A 20692-nucleotide genomic window follows, 5' to 3' on the forward strand; every position below is an offset into this window, starting at 1 on the left:
TCGCAAAGGGCATAGAGACCTGCTTCCCGCGATCTCCATCTTATCGAAACCAGCGCCTAGGACAGTATCTCTGCTGACATTGCCCGGCACGTCGGGCCCTCTCCATCCTTTGATCGATGCCGTTCAGCACCCATCGGTCTTATACTCTCTTTCTCCGAGGAGCCGAGTGAACAATCAAGCCAATCCAAGGCGGCCAAAACGTGGCAGCTATAGACCCAAGCCGGAGACCCTGGCGCTGCTTAAGACTTCGGGCAACCCAATCAACGGCGTGGGAGAGTTCACGCCTCGCAGACCCTCCCCGTTCTTCTGGCATCCGCCGGATCAGCACCCCTGGGGGGCATTGCAGATCGTAGCGCGCGAAAACTCCCGTAAATGTCCTGGTTCAGCCGAGGCATTTCAGGCGGCCTACACCTATCCGGAGTTGGTTCCTGTCGCCGACACTCGCAACGAAGCTCCAGCTGAGCAACTCGCTGCAGAGTTGACTAGTTTTGCACTTGCCCACGAGGCGGATGGCGTAGGTATCACCGCCATGGATCCTCTCTATGTCTTCGAGGGATATGAGATCAACGAGCCGTGGGTTGTCGTGCTCGCCCTCGCTCACAACTACGAGCGGCTCAAGGAAGTCCCTTCCGACGAGACAAATGGCGTGGGTGTCTGCGACGTTGGCGACCAATACGCAAAAGGAACGCGCTCTTCGTATGCGTTGGTGAACTGGATTCGCTCGCAGGGTTATAACGCCAAACCATATCCTGGCCCCTCTGCCAACGCTCTAGCGCTAATTCCTCCGGCAATCGCTGCGGGGCTAGGAGAACTGGGCAAGCACGGATCGCTGATTAATCGAAACTTTGGATCCGGTGTCCGTCTCGCCGGAATCACAACTGACATGCCACTCCTCGCCACCGGTCCCGATCGCTTCGGAGCGGATGAGTTCTGCGCTACGTGTCAGATCTGCACAGCTGCGTGTCCACCCAGCGCGATTGGACCGCAAAAGCAAATGGTACGTGGCGTTGAGCGGTGGTATGTTGACTTCGATAAGTGCATTCCCTATTTCACGGAGGCGGCCTCCTGCGGAATCTGCATCGCGGAATGCCCATGGACGCGGCCCGATGTGCGCCCGAAGCTGCTTACTACGATGACACGCCGATTGAATCAGTAAATCTCGTTTCTGAGCAAGACGAAATAAGGTCAGCTAGCCGGAGGATACGGCCAAACGATGAATGAGACAATCACCCCGCGAGCAGTGAACGAGAGTTCTCGTAACTATATTGGCTGGGCCGTGGTGGTTGCCGCATTTACAGGGGTGATGGTAAGCTTCGCCCCCATCGTCCCGTACACCTTCAGCCTCTTCCTGAATCCGCTCCACGCTGCGTTTGGCTGGAAGCGTGAAGCCATCGGTGGCACATTCGCTCTGGCGGCGATCACCGTCGCAGTAGTTTCGCCCTTCATTGGACTTCTGCTTGATCGCTTTCCACCTCGACGCATCATCCTGCCGTCGATCCTGATCTTTGCGTTGGCGCTCGCCTCGCTCAGCCGACTCGGACCAGACATCAGGCAGTTCTATTTCACATTTTTTGTGCTAGGACTGGTGGCAAACGGAACCGCGCAATTTGCGTATGCGCGCACTGTGCTCTCGTGGTTTCACAAGCACAGAGGATTCGCCCTTGCGATGGTTCTTACAGGCAGTGGAGTTGGCTCGATCATCATCCCACCACTTACCCAATGGATGATCTTGAATCATGGCTGGCGAAGCGCTTATGTGCTGCTGGGCGGCATCGCTCTGTTGGGCTTGCCTCTAACTGCATTGCTGGTGCGCAATCGGCCCGATACGGGCGTGGCGCATGAAGACCACTCAACCGCCGACGGCATGACCGTCGCCGCAGCACTTCGTACTGGACCCTTTTGGATATTGGCCTGCATCATCATGCTCTCGGCGTTCAGCGAAAATGGGCTGGTGACAAATCTGGCAGCGATTCTCACAGACCACAGGATCGCGGCCCAGAGCGCTGCTCTCGCACTGTCTGTGCGCGGCGGCGCTGGCATCATTGGCCGCCTATGTATCGGATTTCTCATCGACCGCTTCTCGCCGCAGCGGATTCAAACATTTGTCCTTCTGCTTTCGGCAACGGGAGCTCTCATCCTTGCTTACGCGGGTACATCGGCCGTCGCGCTAGTAGGAGCCGCGATTTTAGGCGTGGGTCTGGGCAGCGAAGCCGACGTCGCGCCGTATCTGCTCGCGCACTACTTTGGCCGTCGTCATTTTTCGGTACTATACGGTTTGACTTGGACCGCATATGCCATCGGCGGCGCAACAGGTCCCATGGCGATCGGACGCTGGTACGATAGCGCAGGCTCCTATCAACCTCGTTTTATTGTGTATCTGGCCTGCGTAGCCTTTGCGGCCGCGTTGATCAGCCTGGTTTTGCGGCGCAGCAGGGAACAGACCTCACATGATCCGGGCGTCATGACTCCTGTCTGCAACAATTGACCTGAGAGGTCTCGGATGTCCTTCTGCTTTCGGCAACGGGAGCTCTCATCCTTGCTCACGCGGGTACATCGGCCGTCGCGCTAGTAGGAGCCGCGATTTTAGGCGTGGGTCTGGGCAGCGAAGCCGACGTCGCGCCGTATCTGCTCGCGCACTACTTTGGCCGTCGTCATTTTTCGGTACTATACGGTTTGACTTGGACCGCATATGCCATCGGCGGCGCAACAGGTCCCATGGCGATCGGACGCTGGTACGATAGCGCAGGCTCCTATCAACCTCGTTTTATTGTGTATCTGGCCTGCGTAGCCTTTGCGGCCGCGTTGATCAGCCTGGTTTTGCGGCGCAGCAGGGAACAGACCTCACATGATCCGGGCGTCATGACTCCTGTCTGCAACAATTGACCTGAGAGGTCTCGGATTTCTCAGGTAAAGCACATTTCGAAGTCTAAAAGATGAGCCTCGACCAGGCTGCCTAACGGCAGTGAGGGCAATGGTCCCGACTGGCTAAATTGCTCTCAAGTACATAATCCTTGGTCAACAATTCATCTCTCCGATATTTCTGTGAAATTTTGCAAGGACCTTGGCACAAAAAGACGCTTGCCCCGGCATTCATATTTGAACAGAACATTCAGCGACAAGAGCACTTGACAACTTATGTCCTGCGACTTGCGCTGACCATTGTTCTAGCCATCGGTGATGGTTTGATGTCACACGGAATGGGATGAAGAGCCGAAGTAGGCCTTGAATCGGAGGAATCTGTGGCGAAATTTGACAATTTACCTAACGCGTATCGGAAGAGCGCGCCTCACCTACCGATAGACAATGTCTTCCTTTCTGCAGTCGTTGCTCATCTTTTCCTGCTCCTAACGTTAGTCTCTTGTCCGACGGCGTCGGCACAGAATGGAAATCCGGAGTACATACACAATTCGCAACCAAGCCTCTTAACTTACCCGGAACTTCTGGCTCTTAGCGAGCAAGAAGTGATTGAGCCTGCTTTGGGCGCCAAACTGAACACATTATTGACGACCCCGTTTGTGAACAATGAGGCGTACTTCGGCGGCATGAAGCCTCTTCGCCCCGATCTCAATGGCACGGGTCCCAGTCTGCGACTTGTGCAATGGAATATTGAGAGGGGACTAGAACTCGACGATATAAAGCTCCTAATGACCGACAAGAAGGCCTTCCTTGCCAAAGTGCATAGTGAGGTTGCGACGGGAAAGGACACAAAGAAGCCGACGGACGAAGAACTCAGCAAACAGATGGACTCGTTGCAATCGGCAGACGTGATCATCCTCAATGAGCCTTCGCGTCTTCAACTACCTTCGCGAACATCCCGGGACGCCTCAGGCAAAACTTCCCGGGGTCGGTGGTAGTTGGAGGGATTTATACGCAACACCTGTCCAACTACTATAAAGTCCGATAACACATATTATGTACAGTGGCGTCCTGCGTAACAACATGGTCGAATCGCGCACGTAACCGCAGTTCAGAAAAGCAACTTCAGCGAAAACTGAATCTGCCGTGAGGTGCCCGCGGTTTTACTTATTACGCCAAAGCCTGACCCTCGAATGGTGTTCGCTGGCAGTCCCATATCCACAATATTGAACAAGTTGAAAAACTCCGAACGAAACTGCACATCGAACAGTTCCCCGCCGCCCGCTCGACTTCCAACCGGCGTGTCTTTGATGAGTGAAAAGTCAAAATCATAAAACGCGGGCCCGCGAAAGGTATCTCTCCCAAGAGATCCGAAGAACCCCTGATTCGGTCCGCTGCCGCCAATTTGATTGATAGGGATTGAGAAGATGCTGGCATTGTTTGCGCCTTGTCCAAAGTAATCTTCGCGCACCTTTCTGGCTGTCGAAAGATGCGCCTTAGCGATCTGATTCGGCCGGTCCACGCCATTGGAACCTGCGCCAGTCTGTTGTACGCCGGAGTAAACCGTGAACGGAAGGCCGCTGCTGATCGTTGAGATACTCAACAACTCCCATCCGGCCGTCACTTTTCGATTGACCGGCTGCAGCCATTCAACCTTCTCCAACTGCAGATCCTGAGCAAGACTCATCGTAAATCCATGGGTGACATCGAAACTGGCAGGACCCTTTTCGGCATGAGTATTAAAAGGATTTTGCGGATACGGACTGGAGATTGCGCCGGTGGTATTCCCGTTTGCTACCACCCCGCTCGTGTCGTCGATGGCCTTCGACCACGTATAGCTTATCTGCACGCCCGGACCGCCCTGAAAAAGCGTGCCCGTGAGCGACGTCTGCAACGAGTGATAGGTCGAGTGTGCCGTAGCGGTGATCAACTGCTCAGTCCCGAACCCTCCGATTGCGATCCCGGTGCTATCGAATTGGGTATAGGGCGCGAACCCTGGCGAAGCCCCCGAGTAGCCATTCGTAAATGTCGAACGTGGCAGTTTCACCGATGCGGTACCGACATAGGCCGCGTCTGCTGTAAGCTTTCCGATCTGGCGCTCTGCCCCGAGCGTCCACGTCTGGAGATACGCATTGCCGAAGTTGCGATCGATCCCCGTCAGGTTCAACGGCGTGAACTGAGAGCCCGGAGAGAGCGCGGCGAGATCCCGCTGATATCGCTCCACGTCGAGAACCGTGTTAGACGGGACACTCTTAGGGTTGCCACTGGCAAATACATCCTGTCCAGAGGGTGTGTAGAAAGTCGGAAGCTGCGCAGAGGTAATCCTAAAGCCGTAAAGAAGAGGCGAGCCCACAGCAGCAGTGATGTGCGGATAAATAACAAATGGCACAGCTCCAGTAAGAAAGTTGTCTTGCCAGATGTTGGGTGGAATCGTCGTCAGACCTCCTCCAGCATGAATGTGAAGGGTGTCCTTGACCTTCCAATCGAGCTGAACCCGAGGAGCAACTCCACCCCAATCGAATCGATATCCCGGGTACGGGTTATCGAGATACTCCTGCTGAAGTCCGTTTGTCAGGAACCCCGACGTTCGGTGCGCGCGTTCTGTGATAGGAGTGTAGAGCTCGTAGCGAATCCCATAGTCGAGAACAAAGCGATCGGAGATCTTGAAGGTATCTTGTGCATAGATCGCTCCGCCGTACCGCGAGATGGCAGCGGGCCCAATGTGATTCCCTCCCGAAACATATGGCGCCGCAACCGCCGTGGTGTAGACGAACGCGCTACCGGTAAGCAGAGCGCTCAGTGTATCCGGAAGAGGATCGCCAACATTAATAGTATGCATCCCACTTTGCGAAGTGATATTTACAGGTGAGTAAGAGGTCCCTCCGCCGAAATCGTATTCCCCATTAGGGCTCGTACCAAAGTAGGTCGTATCGCGATTGGCGCGAAACTCGCCGCCAGCCTTGATAAGGTGGCGCCCCGCAGTAACTATGAAGTTCTGCCTTACCTGAAAGAGATTGCCGTAAGCGGAGGCAACCGATCCCGCCGCCGAATTGAAAGCCTCAAAGAGTCCATCGTTGAACTTCACAGCCGGGTCCGTGTGATTCGAAGTAGCGAACTGCGGCGTAGTTCTGGTGAAGCTGACAGAACTTTCGAAGGCGAAGCGCGGCGAGACAGTCTGGTTGTAGGTAAGAACTCCGTTGCGCTGATGATCGACATACACCACACCAAAACTGGGATCGACCGCAGTCTGGTCCGGATTCGTAGTCGGCCCGAAGAGATTGTTGAAGTTGAACCTTGCAGTAAGGTGCGCCTTTGGAGAAAGTACCTGATCGATGCGCACAGAAAACTGGTTCGCGTTCGTGACCACCTTGGAAGACGCCGCATACGTATTAATGCCATAGGAGCCCGTTGGATTATTCGGCAACGGATAGCGCGCCAGGATCTTCGCGATCTCAGGCGTTGGTGTGATCTGGAGCGTGTCGCCTGGAAACGCAGTCGTATCGAAGCCAAGACGCTGTTCAGCGGTAGGCACCGGCAAAACCTGCGTAGTCCCCAGCACCTGGCGAAACCCCTGATATTGCCCAAAATAAAACGTCTTTCCGCTCCCGTCATAGATATGAGGCAATATGATCGGTCCGCCATTGGTGAAGCCAAACTCATTCCTTCGGAATGGCGGAATCCGCCCCGGTTCTGCAATCGACGGATGATCAAAGTAGTTCCGCGCATCCAGCGCAGAGTTCCGCAAGAACTCAAAGACGGAACCGTGAAATCCACCGCTTCCGGAACGCGTAGTGATATTCGTAAAGCCTGCCGCGCCGCGACCGATCTCGGCCGGCATCCACCCAGAGACCGACTTGATCTCTTCAACAGCATCGACGTTAAAATTGCTGAACGTCGCACCTCCCATCTCAGGATCGCTCGTGTCCGCGCCGTCCATTGCGAAGACAGCCTCAACGCCCCGTTGCCCATTGATCGCGAACTGCTGGGTGAAATTCGTCTGGCCATTCGAATCGGTCATGGTCCCGGCCGCGAGCAACAGCAACTGGCTGAAGTCGCGCTTGTTCAGTGGAATAGCGCTCACAGTCTGGCTCGAAAGCTTCTCCCCGCCCGTCTTAGCAGCCTCATCCGAACGAAAGGCGACAGCAACGACGTTCTCCGACGTGATGGTGACGACAGCAGGCAACGAATCCGCTTTGAGTTTCAGCGGCTCGGTGAACCGGCGAACATTTCCATCGATCGTTACTTCCAGTCTGTACTCGCCCGGCGTTAAATTAGGAAATTGAAAATGTCCATCAGCCCCTGTATTTGAGACGAGAGTGCCGTCTTTTCCAACCAGGCGGATCGTTGCGCCTTTAATCGCCTCGCCAACCTGATTCTGCAACGTTCCTGCCCAATATCGAGTGACCAGTTCTTGAGCACAGAGCAAGTAAGACAGGAAAAATACGGAGACGAGTATTCGGATGTTTGGCATGTAGCATGCCATTATATGGAGGGCGCTATAGAGGCCAATATCGTCTTAACAATTCTTAAGATTGTTAGCGAATCAAGCAAGGCTATGACCTTTTGTTACGATGAGCCTGAGGTCAATCGCCGTCCGGCGCTATGAGAATCGTCCAAACGGTCTTTGGGGTCTTTCACCACTTCGAACTTGCACGCGAGCTTCACCGCCGTGGCCATCTCCAGCGCATCTATTCCACCTTTCCCTGGACACGTCTCAAACGCGAAGGCCTACCCCACGAAATCGTCGAAACCTTCCCTTGGGTTCACACCCCGGAAATCCTCATGCAACGCTTTGGCATTCACCATCCATGGGTCATGGATCAAATAAGTTACGCTAACGCGCTCGCCTTCGACGAGTGGACCCTCCGCCGAATCCGGACCGCCGAAACACCCGACGCCGTCATCGCCATCTCCGGCTCCAGCCTTAAAACCGGCCTCGAAGTCCAGTCCCGCGGAGGCCTCCTCATCTGCGACCGCGGATCCTCTCATCAGCGATACCAGGAAACCATCGTCTCCGAGGAATATCAACGCTGGAACGTCGACCGCCCAGTCACCGACATCCGCGACATCCTCCGCGAAGAAAAGATCTACGCCTCCTCCGACGCCATCTCGGTCCCCTCCAGCTTCGCCGCCCGCTCTTTCATCGAAATGGGCGTACCCACCGGCAAGATGCACGTCATCCCCTACGGCGTTCGGCTCGAAAAGTTCACCCGCACCGGAGAGCCTCCCCGGGATCGCTTCGAGGTACTCTTCGCCGGCTCGGTCACCCTCCGCAAGGGAGTTCCCTACCTCCTCGAGGCCTTCGCCCAGCTTCGTCATCCCGCAAAGCGCCTGCGCCTCGCCGGCCCCATCCACCCCGACATGAAGACTGTTCTCGACCGCCTCCCACAACAAAACGTCGAGTTCCTCGGCGCCCTCCCGCAAGAGCAACTTGCCCACCTCATGAGCACCAGTCACGTCATGGTCCTTCCCAGTATTGAAGAGGGTCTCGCACTCGTCCAGGGACAGGCCCTCGCCTGCGGCTGCCCCGTTCTCTGCTCCACCAACACCGGCGGCGAAGACCTCTTCACCAGTGGCGTCGAAGGTTTCGTAGTCCCCGTGCGCGATGTCGCCGCCCTCACCGACCGCATGCAGCGACTCGCCGACGATCCCGCCCTTCAATCACAGATGAGCGAAGCCGCCCTGCGCCGAGTCCGGCTTCTCGGCGGTTGGGACGACTACGGCGATCGCTGGGAATTCCTCCTAAAGCACCTCGTGGCGAATAAAGCACCGAACGAAGTAACCCCTCACACCCCACCACCGACAAAATGAACTACCTCGAGCCGATCCCCGCCGCTCAAGACCGTCTGAGCCCAGTTCGAGCGCGGCGCAATCGCGCCATTATGTTCAATCGCCACCCTGTCGCCCTTCAGTCCAAGCTCGACCACAAGTTGTTCAAGGTTAGCGGACTCAGGAAGCGCTTCGAAGTCGCGGGACTGGCCGTTCAAAATCAGAGTAAGTGCCATACCCTTCCAGCCTAGCAGCACTCTTGGCTAATCCAACAGCCGCACTACCTGCTCGACAACCCAATTCCAAAAACGGCGAGTCCACGCCGGATGTTGGGCAAAGTCCTCAAACACCGTGCGGCTCAGCCCCATCAGGATGTGTATTGCCTCATCGTCCGATTTATTGTCAAACGCCTGAATGGAATACCGCCGAGAGTTCGCAAGATACTCCGCCGCATGTCCCAGCGTCAGCAGCGTACGACCATGATGTGTCCTGGTGATCCGATGAATCGTCAGGTCTGCATTCTTCGGCGCGGGGTTCCCCGGCGAAAGAGTTGGAACGCTCGACGCGCTCCGGTCTACGAGTTCGGGTCGAAAGACCCCGGGAAACGGTACTGTGGACATGAACCAAATCCTCCGTCCTAATCCCTATCGGCGAACCTCCGCCTCGGCATTATCCGGAATATCCCATCAACGCGACTCAACACACGAACCCTCTGGGTTATCGAAACAGCCCAGACAGAACCCCGCAATGACCCGATCGATGTAGATCCAGCACTTAACTCGGCTGATTCATTCCACCACCCACCCCAAAACCCAAACGCCCCCGCCGTTCCCAATTCAGCACGCCGCCGCAATGCACTCAGCCCGCTATCTACCCCGCAACGGAAAAAGAAGATTCAAAGGCCCCAGCCCCTTGCCCATCGGCTCTGCCGTCCGAATCGCCTCCGCCACATATCGCTTCGCCATCCCCGCCGCGTCCAGCGGTGCATCCCCAAACACCAGACGGCTCAGCAGCGCACTCGAAAACGCACATCCGGTCCCATGCGTCGAGCGGCTCACTATCTGCTCCCCCGGCAGCCAATCCATCTCCCCACCAGCCCGCATCAGCAGATCGTCCGGCGGGTTCAGGTGCCCTCCCGTCGCCACCACATTCAACTCCTTCCCCATCGCCTGCAGATCCCTCGCCGCCTCCGGCATATCCCCACGCTGCATCACGATCCGCCCCGCCAGAATCCCCAACTCCTCCAGATTCGGCGTCACCCAATCCACCAGCGGCAGCAGTCTCTCCCGCAGCACACCCACTCCCTCGGCATCCAGCAGTTCCCTGCCCGAGCTCGACCTCATCACCGGATCGAGCACCACCGGAATCCGCACCCCGTGTCCCCGCAGCCTTTCCAGAAACTCCGCCACCGCGGCCACGTTCCCCGCCGTAGCCAGCATCCCAATCTTGATCCCCTCCGCCGGCAGGTCGCTCTCCAGACAGTCGAGTGTAGCCCGCACCGTCTCCGCCGCCACCGGCGTACTCGCCTGCACCCCCACTGTCGACTGCACTGTAAGGCTCGTAATGCACGAAGTCCCAAACAGCCCATGCGCTGCAAACACCATCAGGTCGGCCGTCACACCAGCGCCCGAAGAGGGATCGAACCCGGCAATCGTCAAAACTGTCTGCATCGTCGCCTCCCAGCATAAAGGAAGCACATCCCGCACACCGAAAAACAAAAGCGCTCCCAACCAGATAACTGGCTAGGAGCGCCTCTAACAAGTCGACGTTATCGCAACCCGCCTGCAGTTTGCAGCAGCGAACCGGTCACCCAACCCGCATCGTCGGAAGCGATAAATGCAACCACCTTGGCGACATCGTCCGGCAGGCCAATACGGCCGAGCGGTGTGCTCTGCAGCATCGCCTTCTCGAAGTCGCTTCCCTCAACTCCCGCCGACTTGAACCCCTCAGTGACGATAGGCCCAGGATTCACTGCGTTGACGCGAATCTTCTTCGGCCCCAGTTCTTTGGCCAGCACACGCGTGATCGCATCGACTGCGCCTTTCGTGCCACTGTACGCAGCCGACATCGGAGGCGTCTGGTCACTCGCGACCGATCCGATATTGATCACGTTGCCGCCCTCTGGTGGAAACAGAGCCACACCCGCCTTAGTGGCAAGCAGCAACCCCCTGACATTGATGCCATACATCTTTTCGATCGCCTCTTCGGTGATCCCCTCCAGCGGAGCGAACTCATACACGCCGGCGTTGTTCACCAAAATATCCAGCTTGCCATAAGCCTTCTTCGTCTCAGCAAAAAGCGACTCGATCTCTGCGGCCTTCGCAACGCTGCCGCCCACAGCGATCGCCTTGCCCCCGGCCTTGGTAATCTCGGCAACAACCTTGTCAGCGCCGTCTTTGCTCGATGCGTAATTCACCACAACCGAGGCGCCCTGCGCCCCCAACTCCTTCGCAATGGCTGCGCCAATTCCCTTCGACGCTCCGGTTACAACCGCAACCTTACCTGTAAGCTTTCCCATTTCGTAATCCTCATTTCGATATCTATCGAACTATTCAACAGCTACCGAATAGATGCACGACGAGCCGCAGAGATTCCCCAATTCATCGAAAACTAAAGAGACGCGAGACGCCTCACGTAAGCATCAAACACCGATCGGCACAAAAAGAGATACGCCTCCCGCCCGGACCGTCGAATCTCCACCAGCCCCACCTCGCTCAACTCCTTCATATGATGGGACACAGTCGCCGGGCTGAGCTCCTCATGCACATGCAACGCGCTGCACTCCATCCCCTCCGAAGCCGCAACCTGCTGCACAATCCCAAGCCTCCGCGCATCACCCAGCACGCGCGCGATCGCGTAAAACTGCTCTTCCGACAGGCTCACCCGTTTGCTCGTCGCTTTCTTCTTCATCGCCTTCCCAAGGATCCCTCTCCGACTATACGATGCGACCCGGCGCAGCAACGAGTCGAAAAAACGCATCACTGGCGAACGCGAACCCATTGATAACGCCGCGAAACTTACTCACCAGGCTGGAGCTTGAGAAAGTCAGCGGCTGAGAGAACAGTGGCGCGCGACGGAAACAGCTTTTCCATGAGCGCACTGTGCAGATCCGCGTCGCGGTCAGCGCAACAATCCTTGATAACGGCGATGCGAAAATCGGCATCGCTGGCCTCAAGAAGCGTTGAGAGGACAACGCCACTGGTAGAGATGCCAAAGAGGACCAGCGTGTCGAGATCGTTGGCGCGGAGAATCATAGCGAGATCGGTGCCGGTGAAGGCGCTAACGCGATGCTTGGTGATAACAATCTCGTCTTCCACGGGACCGAGCGCAGGGTCGATGCTGCCCAGCGGCTCCTGAAAAAGTTTTTGATGTTGTGGGGAAGCCTTGATCGCACCAAATAGCTGGTTCTCCGAACTGACCTCCGGAAGACCTGGGCGAAAACCAACCTTAACATGGATAACGGTAACGCGAGACGCGCGCGCATGCTTCAGGACGCCAGCAGCACGCGCAAGAAATGCCGCCTGATCACCCTGTGTATAGATGGAGACGATGCCGGCCTGACAATCCATGCTGAGCACAGCAGTGTGAGCGGGATCAATACGGAACGCAATGGACATGAACACTCCCGAGGAACAGCTTCAAACTCCAACGGTACTTATTTCCTCGCAAACAGTCTTGCACACACACGGAAGGCTTGCGATCATTGACGAATGCAAACTGTCTTCGAGGCAGCGGGTGGTAACGACGGTCTTCACCGCCTTGCCGATGCCTGGCATCGTCGCGTGATGGCCGACGAGGTCGTCGCTCATGCATTCAGTCACGGCTTCCACCCCCAGCATACTGAACGACTTGCCGCCTACTGGGCCGAGGCGCTCGGCGGCCCAACCGAGTATTCCGACTCCTACGGTGACGAAACCACCGTCGTCAAGATGCACAGCGGCAACGGCGAACACGATGAAATGGATCTCCGCGCAATTGCCTGTTTCGACCTGGCCCTGACCGACGTCGGACTAGACAGCGACGATGCTTTGCGGCAGGTGCTGCACGACTACTTCGCCTGGGCCACCACAACAACGATGTCCCGCTATCACCACTCCGCCGCCGACGTACCGAATGGCCTCCGCATCCCACGCTGGTCATGGGACGGACTCCAGCCGTAAGCCCCCCCACCCATTTCGTCTGTGCTCTTGCTTTTCCTCTTTCCCACCAAAAAAAACATCGTCATTTCGACAGTCTCATCGTGAACAGCGCAGCGGAGCCCCCAGCATTTCGTCTTTGCTCCCCGGGATCGAAGACGAAGAAAAACTCACGCCATCCTCGAAAACTTTAAGTGGAATAAAAATCGCTCCGCTCAGTTCCCAAGGTGTACATCGCTGTGTCCCAGGAGCTGTCATGAGCAGAACATCAATACACTACGATCAAGTTCAGTCACAATCCAACTCTCAGCAGGGTTCGATCAGCCCTGATGGCATTGATCGCCGAAAAGCGCTGCGCAGGCTGTCATTCCCTCGATTAGGACCGCGAAGGCCCCCACGCCTACGCAGCCAAAGCCGGAAGCACTCCCACATTCAAATACTCATCAGCACTCAAATCCTCACAAATCACATGGACCGACGAGAGGCTCAACAAATGGCTCACCGATCCCGACTCTCTCGTCTCCGATAACGACATGGAATTTCAAGTCCCAAAACCTGACGAACGCGCTGACATCATCCGCTTCCTCAAAGCAGCCTCAGGCAAATAGAATGTCAACACGGCCCGCAAAGAAGGAGAGGGATGAATCCTGAGTTCTTCGAGCAGCTCGCAATGCCGCTGTTCGATCAGCTTTATAACTTCGCTCACTGGCTCACCGGCGACCGCGCAGACGCCGAGGACCTGGTACAGGAGACCTACGCGAAAGCCCTCAAGGGATTCCGTTCTTTCCAGCAAGGCACCAATCTGAGAGCCTGGATGTATCGCATCCTCCGAAACACATTCCACACCTCGCGCACCGGATTGGCCGCGCAAAACACCTCTTCGCTCGAAGAGGAGGAGGCGCAGGGCAATGACGTGACCGCACACACCATCACCCCCGAACTTCTACTCCTCAAGCAGGAGGATCAACAGACCGTCCTGAATGCCCTCGCCGCGCTCCCCGTCTCGTACCGCGAGATCATCCTCCTCTGCGAAGTTGAGGAACTCTCCTACCGAGAGATCGCGCAAGTCCTGGACGTGCCCATCGGAACAGTGATGTCACGTCTCTCGCGCGCTCGCACTGCCCTGCGACAACCACAGAAAACAAATCCGTTGGGGAGGCCTATCAATGCCCGTACCCTGTGATCAAAACCCCATCACCCTGGCCTCTTACCTCGACGGCGAACTCGCGCCCGATCAGATCCCAGCAATGCACGAACACATCGCGACCTGCCCCCAGTGTGCCATCGAGATAGCCGAACTGACGAGGCTGAAAAACGGTCTTCGCGCAGCCCGCGGCCACCACGCTCCCACACTCGAGTTCAGGAAAAAGCTGCAACAGCAGGTCGCTCCACCCCGCCGCCCTCATCTAAACGTGCTTCGCTTCATCCCAGCGGCTCTCGCACTCGCAGCAACGCTTCTCCTAGCCTTCACCTGGACCCAACACTCCCGTCGCCAGGACGCGTTCAGCGAAGTCGCCGATCTCCACGTCAACGCCCTCGCCAGCACCAATCCTCTCGACGTCATCTCAACCGACCGCCACACCGTAAAACCCTGGTTTCAGGGTAGAATCCCATTCTCCTTCAACGTGCCAGAGCTGGCCGGGACAGAGTTCACCCTGCTAGGCGGCCGTGTCGTCTATCTTCATCAGCAACCGGGCGCACAACTCATCGTCGCCATGCGTCAGCACAAGATCTCTGTTCTGATCTTCCAGGCATCGCCCGGCCAGACTCTGCCCTTCCCTGCTTCCACCGAAGCCAGCGCTCACAACGCCTTCACCGTCGAAACCTGGCAGTCTAACGGCCTGCGATTCCTCGTCATCGGTGACGTAGACGCAACCGAAATCGAAAGACTCGCACAATCACTCAAGCAGGCAAACACCTAAGAGCGTTGCAGCAATCGATAAGTAACAGTGGCGGTTGCATATACAAACAACCGCCACCCGAACTAAACAGAAAGATTCAGCACACGATTAAGCCGCTGAACAAACGCCGCCGGATCAGGAATCGCAACCCCCTCCATCAGCAGCGCCTGATCAAACAGCAACCAAGCCGCATCCTGTGCCACCGAGTCATCCGACCGCGCCAGCAGCTTCTTCACAATCTCGTGATCCGGATTAATCTCCAGCGTAGGCTTCAGCGCAGGAATATCCTTCTGCCCCATCGCCCGCATCATCTGCTGCATCTTCAGCGACGGTTCCTCTTCATCCGAGACAATGCACGAAGGACTATCCGCAAGCCGCACCGACGCCCGCACATCCTTCACGCGATCGCCAAGCGTCTTCTTCAACATCTCCAGCAACGGCTTCAAATCCTCCGCTTTACCAGGCTCTTCCTCGCTCTTCAAATCCTCACTCGTCGAAGATTTATTCACAGCCTTCAGATCGATCTCTCCATACTTCTCCACACCAGAGAAGATGACCTCATCGAAGTCATCATCGAGAATCAGAACCTCAACGTCCTTCTTCTTATAAATCTCAAGCAAAGGAGAAGTCCGCAGCAGCGTCTCCGCTCCGCCCGTGATGTAGTAGATGCTCTTCTGATCTTCCTTCATCCGCGACTTCACATCGGCGAGACTGGTTAATCCTTCCACCTTCGTCGACTTGAAACGAACCAGCTCTAACAAAGCGTCGCGATTCGCAAAGTCCCCGTAGATCCCTTCTTTCAATGGACGGTTATATTCCGTAATAAACTCCAGGTACTTCTCCGGCTGATTCGTAGCAACATTCTTCAACTCAGAAAGAATCTTCTTCACGCTAGCCGTGCGAATACTCGTCAGCACCTTATTCTGCTGCAGAATCTCACGGCTCACGTTGAGCGGAAGATCTTCGCTGTCGATAATTCCCCGCACAAACCGCAGGTACGTCGGCAGCAACTCCTTCGCATCATCCATGATGAAGACGCGCTTCACATACAGCTTCACGCCAACCTTATATTCAGCGTGGTACAGATCCAACGGAGCCTTCGCCGGAATGTAAAACAGCGTCGTGTACTCGAGACTCCCCTCGGCCTTGGTATGGAACCAGAACAGCGGATCATCCCATCCCCCCGAAACCGACTTGTAGAGCTCCTTGTAATCCTCATCCGTCAACTCACTCTTCGGACGTCGCCACAGCGCACTGGCAGCATTCACCTGCTCCGTAGTCCGAACCTTATTCGACTTCTTCTCCGCTTCGTTCCACTCACTCTTGTCGTAAGTCAGAAAGATCGGAAACGCGATGTGGTTGGAGTACTTCTTCACAATCTCCTGCAACCGCCAGCTATTCGCGTACTGCTTCCCTTCCTCGTTGAAGTGAATCACCACCGTAGTCCCGGCAACCGGCCGCTCCGCAGGTTCAATATCAAATCCGGACTTCCCATCGCTAACCCAACGCCAGGCCCGATCTTCTCCAGCTTTGCGCGATACCACCTCAACCTTGTCCGCGACCATAAACACGCTATAGAACCCAACCCCAAACTGCCCAATCAGATTCGAATCTTTCTTCGCATCGCCCGACAGTTGAGACAAAAAGTTCTTCGTCCCCGACCGCGCAATCGTACCCAGGTTCGAAGTCAGATCCTCCTCATTCATCCCGATCCCCGTATCGCTGATCGTCAGAGTCTTCTTCTCCTCATCAAGCTCAAGATCAATGCGCGGGTTAAACGGCAGCGACTTATACGCGTCATCGGTCAGCGTCAAATGACGCAGCTTATCCAGCGCATCGGACGAGTTCGACACCAGTTCACGAAGAAAAATCTCAGGGTGAGAGTAAAGCGAGTGGATGATCAGTTGCAGCAGCTGACTAACTTCAGTTTGAAATTCACGTTTCGACATAGAACTCTATTATCGCCAAAACCACAGCCAAAGACGAGGGGTGGCAGACAGCACAGCATAGCCCGGTCTCTACTGCATGTTTTCAACCATCATCAGATTGCTGGAATGCCCGTCGACTTGTGGGAACAGCAACCACTTACCATCCGGAGAAACCGGCATTGCGCCGATCCAATACGGAGGGGGCTTCTCGAGAGAGAAGATAGGGCTGATCCTTTGAGTTCTGGTGTCGTACAGCTCGATCGTCGTCTTGCCGTTCTCGTGCGACATGAAATAGATTCCCGCTTTGGATGGAAACCATTCAGTACCTTGAAAGCTTAGCTCCGGCATGCCTTTTACCTCTTCGGGCGAAGAGCCATCTGGCATCATGCGCCAGAGCTTCTTGTTTCGGAAGAAGTAGACATATTGACCGTCAGGTGACACCAGAGGCGTGGCTGCTGGAGCGCTCGCAAGCTGCACAGCATGACCGCCCTGCGACGGTACCCTCCAGACGGAAGGTTGGCCAGTGTCATCACCCTGCATGAAATAGATCCACTTACCATCTGGTGACCAGCTTGGCATAGAGTTGTCGGATACATCGATGTTGAGTTTGGCTGGAATGCCTCCCGCCGGATCGACTGTGTAGAGGTTCGATTCGCCACCTAGTCGTGAGTCAAAAGCGATTAAACCTCCGTCGGGAGACCAGCGTGGCGTGCCAGTCGAAATAACACCGAAGGAGGTCAGTTGGAGGACGTTGGATCCGTCAGCATCGCAGACCCAAATTTCAAGTGCTCCGCTGCGGTCAGACTCGAACGTTATTCTTCTGCCATCCGGCGAGATGCTGGCTGATTCCTGTTCCGCCGAGGAGGCTATTAGCTTGTGCGCATGCGCTGGAGATCCTTGAAGATCAAGCTGCCAGATATTGGTATTGGTCGAGCTTTGCAAATAGACAAGCCGGTGGCCGGACGAACTGACGGCTACATCCGAAACGTCATGTCCAATCGGTAGTCTTTGCGCTCGCTCCGGGTGAGTCAGGCCAACTTCCCAAAGACCCCCTCCAATCGCGGGGGAACTGAAAAGGATGCTGTCGCCACCTCTCGACCAGGCGATGCCGTTGATCAATTCATGTCCCTTCAGTAGCTCTGTGGTGGTTCCATCGCCCAAATTCAGTAGACGTAAAGAATCGCTTCCCCACTTATCCAAACAAACCCATGCCAGCAGTTCACCTTTTGGGGCAAAGGAAGGTACGGCGGAAACCTTGCAGTCCGTCTTCACTGGCGTCGCCTGCAATGTGCTCATCGAAAGCAGATAAAGGATGATCGATTGGTAGGTGGTTTCCGGGTGATCCGTGAAAGCGAGATACTTGCCGTCAGAAGACCAGCTGAGTTCATTCCCACCCCAGTACGTCGAGCTTCGAGAATAAATCTTCCGTTCCGGCCCGCCGGTCGGTGGAACGAGGAAGATACCCGAAGCCCCCTCTTTTGAAACGCGGCTGATCGCGATGGCGTGCCCAGCCGGCGACCATGCTACCGATAGTTTTTCCGACGGATGCCGAGTGATGCGCAATGGGTTCTCGGAACCAATCACCTTCACATAGAGATCGTATCCGGCACCATTCGTCTCACCGTCCCACCCGAATGCGACCTCGCTTCCATCCGGAGAAAAGGCAGGCGAGGTCACATTCCCTGGCAGTGATGTAAACGGAACAATTGCGAGACGCTGAATCCTCAACAGGCGTGACGCTTCCTCAAACCTGGTCTTAAGTCGAAGGCCTACCAGGCCCATAAGGATACATGCCGCGATGCCCAACGCAATCCACCACCTTCGAAGAGGTTGCTTTGCAGGCGGTCTCGGAGGTTCAGTCGAAGCAACAGGCGGAAGTGACGTCACCTGATCGCCTTCGACATTCGTCGCAGCGATAAATCGATAGCCTTGCCGCGGGATTGTCTCGATGTATTTAGGATTCACGGCGGAGTCGCCAAGAATCTCTCGCAGTCGATTCACGGCAGCGTTCAGGCCGTGCTCGAAATCGCCGAATGACGTCGCCGGCCAGAGTACCTTATGAAGGTGTTCCCGAGTGACGAGTCGTCCAGGTTCCGAGGCCAGAACAATAAGGACCTGAAGTGCCTGCCCAGACACCTTGACCCGTATTCCATTCCTGCGCAACTCTTCCGGTTCGAGCACCAGCTCAAATGGAGCGAACCGTATTGAGCCCGAGACCTCTGCGCGGTCGGCCATGGCTCACCTGTCGAGCGAAGTTTATCATTTTGAGCTTCTCCTGAGGATAGGGTCACGCACTTAGAGAAGTTGTCGACCCTGCCGAGACATCACAACACCGCTATCTCAGTAATAAGACAAACTTTATTGAATGACACACATTTGACCTGCCTTGCATTGAGGTAGCAGGTCGAAGCGAGCAACGTAGGCGGGTACCGACGAGGATCCGCCATGAAGCTCTTCTCTGCCTTGATTTTTCTCTGGGCCTCTTTGCTCAATGCACAAACGACCTCAATCAAGATTCAGCCGATAGACCTTCCGAACCGTCCTCCCTCTCTTTCGCCCGCCCTCTCTTTCTCCTGCACAACGGACTACGACCCATCACGCTGTCTGACTGGCGCCGCTTTGCTGGCAAAGGTTCTCGAAAGATATCCAACCGAAAGAATTGGCCAGTGGACATTCGTGCTCGCAGGTTCAGCACACTGGAGGCAGACGATAAAACAATTGGGCGGCGATCCTGAATCGCCCGCATTTAGCGAGCTGGGCGCTCGCGTCACCGTCTTCGAAGAGGAACTCTTTGAAACAGTGGACTCTCGACAGGCAATGGTCGCGCGCAGATTTGGACTGCCACCCGGAAGCATCCTCGATTACGCGGTCACGCATGAGTTGGGCCACGCAATATGTGGAGAATTCCAGGAGAAGCTCGTAGAGAAGTACGGATTGGACCTGCGGCGAGGGATTGCTCCGCTATGTGCAACGTATCGAAAGCCGACTAATGCTCCATAGAGGGACATTCCAAGTGCTGGTCAGTTAGGGTGCACATCGACCGTATCGTAAAATGCCCGCCAAAATAACTCATCGAGAAACGATGAAGAAGTTGAGTGCGGCTTCTCGGAGCTGTATGCCCATTCATGCAGCTCCGTTACATCAATGGCATTCGCTAATCGAACTCGGCGCACGCAACCGCGACGCACACCCAATCACACTCCAACTTTATTCCCCCATCAAAAGGGCACAAAAGTTAAACTAGTTTGATGCTCGACCCCAAAGACCGCCTCGCCGTAGCCCTCGACCACCCAGACGCCTATCAAGCCATGAAACTAGTCGACTCCCTCGGCCAAACCTGCCAATGGTTCAAAGTCGGCATGGAACTCTACTACGCAGCCGGCAACGACATCATCCGCCAACTACGAGATCGTGGCTTCGACGTCTTCCTCGACCTGAAACTCCACGATATCCCCAACACTGTAGCCGGTGCAGTCCGGTCTGCTACGAAAGCCGGAGCAAGCCTCCTGACCATCCACGCCAGCGGAGGCCCCGCCATGATGACCGCCGCCGCCGAAGCCGCCAAAGCCCCCGGATCCCCTCGCCTCCTCGCCGTCACGGTCCTCACCAGCATGGACGACGCCCAACTCGCAGCCACAGGCATCACAGCCTCCCCCGCCGAACAGGTACTCAAGCTCGCAAAGCTTGCCAGACAATCCGGCATCGACGGCTTCGTCTGCTCCGCCGAAGAGGTCGCCGCGGTCCGCGCAGCCACAGGCCCTCAAACCCTCCTGGTAATCCCCGGAATCCGCCCCGCAGGCGCCGCCATCGACGATCAGAAGCGCATCGCCACCCCAGCCCAGGCCATCGCTCAGGGAGCCTCCATGTTGGTCATAGGCCGCCCCATCACGCAGGCCAAAGACCCGGCAGCAGCCGCCGAGGATATCCTCAGCGAGATAGCCCAGTCCGAAACCTCACTGAAAAAATAGTTGGGAAAGTTGGCGTATTTTTAGTCGACAAAAAGTGCGCTGTCAAAACACCACGTCAGCCACACAAATCACCACGATCACACCACCAAAACACCACGCCGAAAACGCGTTTTTCTGCGAAACCCCCAGCAAAA

19 protein-coding genes are annotated in these 20692 nt (G+C 56.1%); 10 read left to right on the top strand and 9 right to left on the bottom strand.

The annotated features are described in order from the left end of the window. Positions 1 to 166: 166 nt before the first annotated feature. From RBB76_RS23210 to RBB76_RS23225, 4 genes are all read left to right on the top strand, one after another. Complete coding sequence (locus RBB76_RS23210; RefSeq protein ID WP_429630762.1) at positions 167 to 1156, top strand: 4Fe-4S dicluster domain-containing protein; 990 nt, start codon at positions 167 to 169, stop codon at positions 1154 to 1156. A 57-nt stretch (positions 1157 to 1213) separates the two neighbouring features. After that, positions 1214 to 2485, top strand: coding sequence for an MFS transporter (locus tag RBB76_RS23215; protein ID WP_429630760.1), 1272 nt, complete (start codon positions 1214 to 1216; stop codon positions 2483 to 2485). 104 nt (positions 2486 to 2589) lie between these two features. Then, positions 2590 to 2883 carry a hypothetical protein gene (locus RBB76_RS23220; protein WP_429630758.1) on the top strand — a complete coding sequence of 98 codons (294 nt, stop codon included), beginning with the start codon at positions 2590 to 2592 and terminating at the stop codon, positions 2881 to 2883. Between the two features lie 578 nt (positions 2884 to 3461). Further along, positions 3462 to 3854 (top strand): hypothetical protein, encoded by a 393-nt coding sequence (locus tag RBB76_RS23225; RefSeq protein WP_429630756.1) that lies wholly within the window; start codon positions 3462 to 3464, stop codon positions 3852 to 3854. Positions 3855 to 3967: 113 nt separating this feature from the next. On the opposite strand, the gene RBB76_RS23230 is transcribed toward RBB76_RS23225, so the two are convergent. Then, positions 3968 to 7237 (bottom strand): hypothetical protein, encoded by a 3270-nt coding sequence (locus RBB76_RS23230; protein WP_429630754.1) that lies wholly within the window; start codon positions 7235 to 7237, stop codon positions 3968 to 3970. 221 nt (positions 7238 to 7458) lie between these two features. Between RBB76_RS23230 and RBB76_RS23235 the strand changes: the two genes are divergently transcribed. Then, positions 7459 to 8667, top strand: a complete 1209-nt coding sequence (locus RBB76_RS23235; RefSeq protein WP_429630752.1) for a glycosyltransferase family 4 protein — start codon at positions 7459 to 7461, stop codon at positions 8665 to 8667. Here the strand turns inward: RBB76_RS23235 and thiS are convergent. The 6 genes from thiS to RBB76_RS23265 form a co-directional block, all read right to left on the bottom strand. After that, positions 8643 to 8861, bottom strand: coding sequence for a sulfur carrier protein ThiS (gene thiS / locus RBB76_RS23240; protein ID WP_429630750.1), 219 nt, complete (start codon positions 8859 to 8861; stop codon positions 8643 to 8645). The two genes, RBB76_RS23235 and thiS, sit on opposite strands and share 25 nt — an antisense overlap. A gap of 27 nt (positions 8862 to 8888) precedes the next feature. Then, the gene (locus RBB76_RS23245; RefSeq protein WP_429630748.1) at positions 8889 to 9245 is read right to left on the bottom strand and encodes a hypothetical protein; all 357 of its coding nucleotides are present in this window, start codon (positions 9243 to 9245) and stop codon (positions 8889 to 8891) included. Between the two features lie 246 nt (positions 9246 to 9491). Next, positions 9492 to 10295 carry a bifunctional hydroxymethylpyrimidine kinase/phosphomethylpyrimidine kinase gene (gene thiD, locus RBB76_RS23250; protein WP_429630746.1) on the bottom strand — a complete coding sequence of 268 codons (804 nt, stop codon included), beginning with the start codon at positions 10293 to 10295 and terminating at the stop codon, positions 9492 to 9494. A gap of 98 nt (positions 10296 to 10393) precedes the next feature. Further along, positions 10394 to 11143, bottom strand: a complete 750-nt coding sequence (locus tag RBB76_RS23255) for an SDR family NAD(P)-dependent oxidoreductase (RefSeq protein ID WP_429630744.1) — start codon at positions 11141 to 11143, stop codon at positions 10394 to 10396. A gap of 92 nt (positions 11144 to 11235) precedes the next feature. Further along, on the bottom strand, positions 11236 to 11535 hold the full coding sequence (locus RBB76_RS23260) for an ArsR/SmtB family transcription factor (protein ID WP_429630742.1): 300 nt from the start codon (positions 11533 to 11535) through the stop codon (positions 11236 to 11238). 107 nt (positions 11536 to 11642) lie between these two features. Continuing rightward, the gene (locus tag RBB76_RS23265; protein WP_429630740.1) at positions 11643 to 12242 is read right to left on the bottom strand and encodes an isochorismatase family cysteine hydrolase; all 600 of its coding nucleotides are present in this window, start codon (positions 12240 to 12242) and stop codon (positions 11643 to 11645) included. A gap of 93 nt (positions 12243 to 12335) precedes the next feature. On the opposite strand from RBB76_RS23265, the gene RBB76_RS23270 reads away from it, so the two are divergent. From RBB76_RS23270 to RBB76_RS23280, 3 genes are all read left to right on the top strand, one after another. Next, positions 12336 to 12785 (top strand): group II truncated hemoglobin, encoded by a 450-nt coding sequence (locus tag RBB76_RS23270; RefSeq protein ID WP_429630739.1) that lies wholly within the window; start codon positions 12336 to 12338, stop codon positions 12783 to 12785. 616 nt (positions 12786 to 13401) lie between these two features. Further along, on the top strand, positions 13402 to 13944 hold the full coding sequence (locus tag RBB76_RS23275; RefSeq protein WP_429630737.1) for a sigma-70 family RNA polymerase sigma factor: 543 nt from the start codon (positions 13402 to 13404) through the stop codon (positions 13942 to 13944). Next, the gene (locus RBB76_RS23280; protein WP_429630735.1) at positions 13928 to 14683 is read left to right on the top strand and encodes an anti-sigma factor family protein; all 756 of its coding nucleotides are present in this window, start codon (positions 13928 to 13930) and stop codon (positions 14681 to 14683) included. The genes RBB76_RS23275 and RBB76_RS23280 overlap by 17 nt, the downstream gene beginning before the upstream one ends. Positions 14684 to 14745: 62 nt before the next feature. On the opposite strand, the gene htpG is transcribed toward RBB76_RS23280, so the two are convergent. Next, complete coding sequence (gene htpG, locus RBB76_RS23285) at positions 14746 to 16611, bottom strand: molecular chaperone HtpG (protein WP_429630733.1); 1866 nt, start codon at positions 16609 to 16611, stop codon at positions 14746 to 14748. Between the two features lie 69 nt (positions 16612 to 16680). Continuing rightward, positions 16681 to 18825: a winged helix-turn-helix domain-containing protein gene (locus RBB76_RS23290; RefSeq protein ID WP_429630731.1), complete on the bottom strand. Its 2145-nt coding sequence runs from the start codon at positions 18823 to 18825 to the stop codon at positions 16681 to 16683. A gap of 210 nt (positions 18826 to 19035) precedes the next feature. Here RBB76_RS23290 and RBB76_RS23295 point away from each other — a divergent pair, with 210 nt between their 5' ends. Both RBB76_RS23295 and pyrF read left to right on the top strand, forming a co-directional pair. Beyond that, a complete protein-coding gene (locus RBB76_RS23295) occupies positions 19036 to 19590 on the top strand; it encodes a hypothetical protein (protein WP_429630729.1) in 555 nt (184 codons plus the stop codon). Between the two features lie 248 nt (positions 19591 to 19838). Further along, a complete protein-coding gene (gene pyrF, locus RBB76_RS23300; RefSeq protein WP_429630727.1) occupies positions 19839 to 20558 on the top strand; it encodes an orotidine-5'-phosphate decarboxylase in 720 nt (239 codons plus the stop codon). Positions 20559 to 20692: the final 134 nt, after the last annotated feature.

Origin of the sequence: Tunturiibacter psychrotolerans (assembly GCF_051013365.1) — a bacterium.
GTDB lineage: Bacteria > Acidobacteriota > Terriglobia > Terriglobales > Acidobacteriaceae > Edaphobacter > Edaphobacter psychrotolerans_A.

What these genes read in the sequence shown, in the direction of transcription:
- RBB76_RS23235 (WP_429630752.1), top strand. Translation starts at nt 7,459, where the DNA reads ATGAGAATCGTCCAAACGGTCTTTGGGGTCTTTCACCACTTCGAACTT.
- RBB76_RS23280 (WP_429630735.1), top strand. Translation starts at nt 13,928, where the DNA reads ATGCCCGTACCCTGTGATCAAAACCCCATCACCCTGGCCTCTTACCTC.
- RBB76_RS23270 (WP_429630739.1), top strand. Translation starts at nt 12,336, where the DNA reads ATGCAAACTGTCTTCGAGGCAGCGGGTGGTAACGACGGTCTTCACCGC.
- RBB76_RS23275 (WP_429630737.1), top strand. Translation starts at nt 13,402, where the DNA reads ATGAATCCTGAGTTCTTCGAGCAGCTCGCAATGCCGCTGTTCGATCAG.
- pyrF (WP_429630727.1), top strand. Translation starts at nt 19,839, where the DNA reads ATGCTCGACCCCAAAGACCGCCTCGCCGTAGCCCTCGACCACCCAGAC.
- RBB76_RS23265 (WP_429630740.1), bottom strand. Translation starts at nt 12,242, where the DNA reads ATGTCCATTGCGTTCCGTATTGATCCCGCTCACACTGCTGTGCTCAGC.
- RBB76_RS23290 (WP_429630731.1), bottom strand. Translation starts at nt 18,825, where the DNA reads ATGGCCGACCGCGCAGAGGTCTCGGGCTCAATACGGTTCGCTCCATTT.
- thiD (WP_429630746.1), bottom strand. Translation starts at nt 10,295, where the DNA reads ATGCAGACAGTTTTGACGATTGCCGGGTTCGATCCCTCTTCGGGCGCT.
- RBB76_RS23295 (WP_429630729.1), top strand. Translation starts at nt 19,036, where the DNA reads ATGAAGCTCTTCTCTGCCTTGATTTTTCTCTGGGCCTCTTTGCTCAAT.
- htpG (WP_429630733.1), bottom strand. Translation starts at nt 16,611, where the DNA reads ATGTCGAAACGTGAATTTCAAACTGAAGTTAGTCAGCTGCTGCAACTG.
- RBB76_RS23245 (WP_429630748.1), bottom strand. Translation starts at nt 9,245, where the DNA reads ATGTCCACAGTACCGTTTCCCGGGGTCTTTCGACCCGAACTCGTAGAC.
- thiS (WP_429630750.1), bottom strand. Translation starts at nt 8,861, where the DNA reads ATGGCACTTACTCTGATTTTGAACGGCCAGTCCCGCGACTTCGAAGCG.
- RBB76_RS23215 (WP_429630760.1), top strand. Translation starts at nt 1,214, where the DNA reads ATGAATGAGACAATCACCCCGCGAGCAGTGAACGAGAGTTCTCGTAAC.
- RBB76_RS23255 (WP_429630744.1), bottom strand. Translation starts at nt 11,143, where the DNA reads ATGGGAAAGCTTACAGGTAAGGTTGCGGTTGTAACCGGAGCGTCGAAG.
- RBB76_RS23260 (WP_429630742.1), bottom strand. Translation starts at nt 11,535, where the DNA reads ATGAAGAAGAAAGCGACGAGCAAACGGGTGAGCCTGTCGGAAGAGCAG.